Annotated in this window: 6 protein-coding genes; 5 read left to right on the top strand and 1 reads right to left on the bottom strand. The window is 50.4% G+C overall.

The window, feature by feature from the left end; translation table 11 throughout:
• Positions 1-522: 522 nt before the first annotated feature.
• Both ACFQ3W_RS20870 and ACFQ3W_RS20865 read left to right on the top strand, forming a co-directional pair.
• Positions 523-1,275, top strand: coding sequence for a class I SAM-dependent methyltransferase (locus ACFQ3W_RS20870; RefSeq protein ID WP_379321167.1), 753 nt, complete (start codon positions 523-525; stop codon positions 1,273-1,275).
• Positions 1,272-2,249 carry an MBL fold metallo-hydrolase gene (locus ACFQ3W_RS20865; protein WP_379321166.1) on the top strand — a complete coding sequence of 326 codons (978 nt, stop codon included), beginning with the start codon at positions 1,272-1,274 and terminating at the stop codon, positions 2,247-2,249. Before ACFQ3W_RS20870 ends, ACFQ3W_RS20865 begins: the two co-directional genes overlap by 4 nt.
• A 96-nt stretch (positions 2,250-2,345) precedes the next feature.
• Here the strand turns inward: ACFQ3W_RS20865 and ACFQ3W_RS20860 are convergent, their stop codons facing one another.
• On the bottom strand, positions 2,346-2,912 hold the full coding sequence (locus tag ACFQ3W_RS20860; RefSeq protein WP_379321165.1) for a phosphatidylglycerophosphatase A family protein: 567 nt from the start codon (positions 2,910-2,912) through the stop codon (positions 2,346-2,348).
• 150 nt (positions 2,913-3,062) lie between these two features.
• Between ACFQ3W_RS20860 and ACFQ3W_RS20855 the strand changes: the two genes are divergently transcribed.
• The 3 genes from ACFQ3W_RS20855 (at position 3,063) to ACFQ3W_RS20845 (ending at position 5,693) form a co-directional block, all read left to right on the top strand.
• Positions 3,063-4,133 carry a GerMN domain-containing protein gene (locus ACFQ3W_RS20855; RefSeq protein ID WP_379321164.1) on the top strand — a complete coding sequence of 357 codons (1,071 nt, stop codon included), beginning with the start codon at positions 3,063-3,065 and terminating at the stop codon, positions 4,131-4,133.
• Positions 4,134-4,311: 178 nt separating this feature from the next.
• Positions 4,312-5,070, top strand: a complete 759-nt coding sequence (rph, locus tag ACFQ3W_RS20850) for a ribonuclease PH (protein ID WP_379321163.1) — start codon at positions 4,312-4,314, stop codon at positions 5,068-5,070.
• Positions 5,071-5,075: 5 nt separating this feature from the next.
• Positions 5,076-5,693: an XTP/dITP diphosphatase gene (locus tag ACFQ3W_RS20845; RefSeq protein WP_379321172.1), complete on the top strand. Its 618-nt coding sequence runs from the start codon at positions 5,076-5,078 to the stop codon at positions 5,691-5,693.
• Positions 5,694-6,000 lie beyond the last annotated feature (307 nt).

Genomic DNA, 6,000 nt, shown 5'->3' with positions numbered 1-6,000 from the left:
TGACCGATTCATGGACTTCTACAATAACCGCCGAATTCACATGAGTTTATATGGCTACTCCCCTGCCGAGTTTGCAGCAAAGTTGGAGAGAAACGAAGTAAACGCATTTAAAATTGCCGTATAACTGCGTCTAACTTAGGTTTGATCCTAAAGTGTCCAATATTCGGGGGCCCGGCCGTAAAACGGGGGGAATCGCCCATTTGGCCCGGTTTGGCCCATTTTAATTGTAGGTTTTGCAGTTAAAATCCAGAAATCCGCAATTTGCCCGAAAATAGTTGTACTAAATGCATTTAGTGGTGTGAATTTATGCCGCAACAGTAAATAGAGGAAGCTAGGGAAGAGTAATTCAAAGGACGCCGTCAGGCGGTTTTTCCGCTGCCATTCCTGGCGGTTTCGGCTATGTTCAAGGAAGCACAAATGGGATTTAAGTTTTGAGTTTACCGGAACGAGAGGGTACAATTAGAAAAAAATAGATTATATAAACCGTAAATTTCATCGGGTTGCTATAGGAGGAAAAGAACGATGTCGGAATGGTATGAGCTTAGTTTCGGAGAGGATTACTTGCTGGTGTACAAACATCGTGATTTTCAGGGGGCCAAGCATGAAGTTCAGAAAATGATTGCTTGGCTCGGTTTGCCTAAAGGCGCGAAAGTTTTGGATTTATGCTGCGGAATGGGGCGACATTCCATGGCTCTAGTTGAGGCGGGCTATACCGTTACCGGAGTTGATTTATCGGATGTGCTGCTACGTGAAGCAAAGGGGAATGACACCGCCGGTCACGTAAAGTGGTACAAGGCGGATATGCGCAAGCTGCCGCTCGCGGGCGGGTTTGATGCGGTCGTCAATTTGTTTACCTCATTTGGCTATTTTGAAACCGATGAGGAGCATATTCAGGTGCTCCAGGAAATCGCAAGAATGCTGAAGCCGGGGGGACGGTTTATCATCGATTTTCTGAACCCAGCGTACACGGCAGCTCATCTAGTCCCCCATTCAGAAAGGGTGGATGAGGGACAGCTTATTTCCGAGCATCGCTGCATCGAGAATGGTTATGTGAAAAAGACGATTGATATTTCAAAAGCAGATAGCGATTTGGATGGTACTACAAATCAGCCGCGACGTTACATGGAGCGGATCAAGCTCTATTCCAAGGATGACTTTGCCGTTATGCTGGAGAGGGCTGGTCTGGTTCTTGAGAAGGTGCACGGAGCTTACGATGAAGAAAGCTATGATCCGGATACATCACCTCGCATGATTATGGTGGGACTGCGCCCATGACCGAGCTGAACTTGGATCGATGGACTACTGAAGGAATTGCATCTGTTCCGATATCCATGGCTCCTCCGCTCAAGTGGGTGAATAGCTATGTGCTGAGGGGCGAGGAAGGGATCACTGTGGTTGATCCCGGTCCCCGGACGGCGGATACGGAGGAAGAGTGGCGGAAGGCTTGGCATGTGCTGGGTATAGGGCCTAAGGACATTTCTAGCATCATTGTCACCCATCACCATCCTGACCATTATGGCCTTGCTGGATTTTTGCAATCATTGACCGGTGCGAAGGTATTCATGTCTCGGCGCGCCTTCGAGGAAGCGAATTTAATGTGGGGACCCCGTAGCATCATGAACGAGGCGCTGCCCGATCTGTTTCGGCTGCACGGAATGCCTAGTGTATGGACGGACCAGCTTCCGCCCCATATGAACAGCTTCTTCCCTCAGGTTTCACCGGCGCCCCAGGTAACCTATGTGAACGATGGAGATCAGCTGTTGCTGGGAGGGCGAAGCTGGCAGGCGATTGAAAGCGGTGGACATGCCCCGGGGCATCTGTCGTTTTATGATCCCGTCCGCCGCTGGATGCTGTGCGGAGATGCGGTGCTCCCGCAAATCTCACCGAATATCAGCTATTTGCCGGATAGCGATCCGCAGCCGTTAAAGAGCTTTATCGAGGCGTTAGGTAAGCTGGAAAAATATGAGGTGGATCTCGCATTTCCGGGGCACCGCAACGCCTTTACCTATTTTGGAGAACGAGTGCGTTTGTTGCTGCAGCATCATGAGGAGCGTCTGCTGCGGATCGAGAGCCTGCTGCGGGAGCGGCCTCGGACTGGCTTCGACGTTTGTGCCGCTTTATTTGGAACGGACCTGGGCATTCATCAGATGAGGTTCGCTATGGCGGAGACGTTGGCCCATTTGCTTGAACTGGTCCGGCAAGGACGAGCTAAGCAGAACCTGGACGGACAAGTTGTAATTTTTGAATGAACAGCAAAAGCGCGAGTGATAGGGTGAAAATCCCTTCTCCCGCGCTTTTAAATCGAACTAACTATTTGCCAGTTAAAATCTGCTTGAACTCAGTTTTTAACGCTCGGCGTCAAGCGTCTCCTCGCCCCGTTCTCTCTCCCGTTCCGCTTGCTTGCGGTGTGCGATCCGGCTGCTTGCAGAAGCGGCGACCGCCCCTACGATATCGTCCAGGAACGTATTGCATGGCCCCAGGCTCTTATCGTTCAACTGTTCGAGAATCCCTGGCTTTAATTTATCGATGTATCCGTAATTCGTAAAGCCGATACTTCCATATACGTTAACGATCGAAAAGGCCAATATTTCGTCGACCCCATACAATCCTTCGTCATTGGCAATCATGCCCTGCAGCTCGGGGATGAGTAACCCTTGCTCTGCAAGAATGTCGAGCTGGATGCCGGTTAATACGGCATTTTGCACCTCTCTTTTGCAAAGCACCTGCTCCACATTATGTATACACTCTTCCATCGTCAGATTAGGATAATATTTTTGCTGTAAAAACAAAACAAGCTCGGCGATTTGCTCGGTGGTGACACCGCGTTTATGTAGCCAATCTTTCGTAGCATCGGCTACTTTTTTACTGTTTAAACTGTAAGGTGCTTTTGTCTTCGGTTGTTCCATCCCCATACATCCTACCCCTCGCTATTTTATCATGTCGGCATAGATATGAAGCAGTTTGTCCACTTCCTTTGAAAAATAATAGTATTTTTCGCAAAAAGGGCTCGTATATATAGTAATACAAACTTTAGAAAAATGTTAGGGAGGGATTCATAAGAGATGAGATGGAACCGACGGATACAAAACACCGCTGCGGTCGGGGCGTTAGCGCTGCCGCTGCTGTTGTCGGGCTGCAATATGTTTGGGACAGGTTCTTCCGCACCGGTTGACCCGCCTCCGGCGGATATTGAGACGCAAATGCTGCAAGGATTTGATGGGCAGGATCACGTAAAGCAGACAAGCATCTCCACCGAGAAGACGCTATCCACCGTTTATTTACAGAACGAGCATGGTTTGCTTGCCCCTGTTGCAATTCATTTGCCGATCGGTGATGCCGCAACAAAATTAAACCGAATGCTGGAGACATTGGTCAAGGATGGTCCCTATACCGGGCTTCTTCCAGCAGGGTTTACCGGCGTACTGCCTAGGGGCAGCGAAATAAAGGCCGTGACCATCAAGAAGGACGAGAAGCTTGCGATTGTAGAGTTTGGTAAATCGTTTAAAGATTACTCTGCAGAGGATGAAAGAAAAATACTGGAAGCCTTAACCTGGACGCTGACAGGATCTGCCGAGGTGGAAAAGGTTCAGCTATGGGTCGACGGGGAAAAGCTAAACGAAATGCCGGTAAACGGTACGCCGCTTGACCGGCCGCTCAGCCGCAGTTTCGGCATTAACCTCGAGCTTCGCGAAGGCACGAATTTGTCGCAAACGACTCCGGTGATTGTTTATTTCTCGGCGTCTACACCTAGCGGGGTGCAGTATTTTGTTCCGGTTACACGTTTTGCACCTGCCGGTGAGGATCCCGTCAAATCCGCCTTGAATGAGCTGATGGAGGGACCGGAGCAAAATGAGGGCCTCGAGCGGGTCGTTACGGACAATACTAAGCTGGACAGCGTTGAATTATCCAAGGACGGCGTCGTCACAATTGCACTGGAGGACGATATGTTTGAGGCCGGCGAGAAGCTGCCGGCGCAAATGATGCAATCGCTTGTACTCACGGTGACAGGTAACGCAGACAAAAGCAAGGTTCGGATCTGGGTGAACGGACAAAAAGACGTAGTTGGCATGGATAACAAAAAATACAGCGAACCGGTCATGCGGCCTGACACGATCAATGAGATCCCGCTTTAATTTGCCTTCGCTTATAGTCGAAATGAATACCGCCCTGGCTTAATGACTTGTTCGTCCGCAGCTATCCTTAGCATGCTTAGGCTATTCGAAGCACGAATGGAATGATGCTTTTATGCCCACACTTTGGTAGAATAGGGAAAGCATACTGACAGCATGAAAACGTAGGAGGCAATGAAACATGAGAATTAACGGACGTGAAGCCAATGAGCGGCGGCCGATGAATTTGACGGTAAACATTAATAAATATGCGGAAGGCTCTGTGTATATTGAAGTCGGCGATACGAAAGTAATGTGTACGGCGACTGTGGAAGAGAAAGTTCCGATGTTCATGAAAGGTCAGGGGAAAGGCTGGGTGACCGCGGAATATTCCATGCTTCCGCGAGCTACGCAAACTCGCAACCAGCGCGAATCGGCAAGAGGCAAACTCAGCGGCCGGACGATGGAGATTCAGCGTCTGATCGGTCGTTCGCTTCGATCTGTAGTGGATTTGCACGCCCTTGGCGAACGATCTGTTACGATCGACTGCGACGTGCTTCAAGCCGATGGAGGCACACGGACAACATCGATTACGGGGGCGTTTGTTGCGATGGCTCTTGCGATGCACAAAATCGCTCAGAAGCATTCTCTCCCTGTATTTCCGATAACCGATTACTTGGCGTCCGTCAGCGTAGGTATCGTTGGTCAGGATACGCTCCTTGATTTGAATTACGAAGAGGATTCCAAAGCGATGGTCGATATGAATGTCGTTATGACCGGCCGCGGCCAATTTGTTGAAATACAAGGGACTGGTGAGGAGAATCCGTTCTCTCGGGAGGATTTGGACCGTATGCTGGCCCTTGCCGAGAAAGGCATTCGGGAAATGATTGAGCAGCAGCGTGAAGCATTAGGGCCGGTAGCTCTACTGATTGGCAGCAAACAGTCGGAGGAGACGCTGTGAACAAGATGGAATCATCTGTTATTGTGATTGCAACCCGGAACCCAGGGAAGGTACGCGAATTTGCGCATGCTCTGGCCCCGTTGAACAAACAGGTGAAAAGTCTGTCCGATTATGATGGCTTGCCTGAAATCGTGGAGGATGGAGATACCTTTGCTGCGAATGCGCGTAAAAAAGCTAAAACGACCGGCGATGCGCTCGGCCATCCCGTGTTGGCCGACGATTCGGGGTTGTGCGTAGACAAGCTGGATGGAGCGCCCGGAGTTTACTCCGCCCGTTATGCTGGCGAGGCAGCCTCCGACGAGGACAACAACCGGAAGCTGCTGGCTGAACTTGAGCAGCTGCAGCTCGGCGAAGACACGGAGCAGCCGCTGCTCAGTACGGCTCGGTTCGTGTGCCATCTGGCGCTGTATGATCCGGCCAGCGGGGAGTTTGTGGAGGCAACCGGCGAGGCAGAGGGCAGGATCACCTCCGACCCGGCCGGAGGCGGCGGATTTGGGTACGACCCACTGTTTTATTTGCCGGCGTACGAGAAGACGTTTGCGGAGCTAAGCTTAGAGGAGAAGCAGGCAGTCAGTCACCGGGGAGCGGCGCTGCGCAGTCTGATCGATAAGCTTACATCGTAAGGCAGAGCGGGGCTTGTGCAGGTGGACTTGCACTTTAGGTGCGATATATGAGCTTAAGTTTGCTTAAACAAAGGAATAGGAGAGCGCGAGTGCAGTGGGGGGAAACTTCCTTTGTAGCTCGCGTTTTTTATTGAGACGTCTAGTCTGGGGAAGAAACATTCGATTTCGAAATATCCACCTGTTGCGAGTGTAAATTCTAAAGACCCGGGGCGAAGTAAGTGTAAAAAGTGCAGCTATTTTCGGATAAGTCGCCGATTTTTCAAATTTAACTGCAAAACCTGCATCTAAAATGGGGTAATTTTCTAAA

Source organism: Paenibacillus puldeungensis (assembly GCF_042678945.1).
GTDB classification, from domain to species: Bacteria; Bacillota; Bacilli; order Paenibacillales; family Paenibacillaceae; genus Fontibacillus; species Fontibacillus puldeungensis.
Note: the sequence above shows the minus strand (reverse complement) of the source record. Positions and strands in the feature narration are given on the sequence as shown.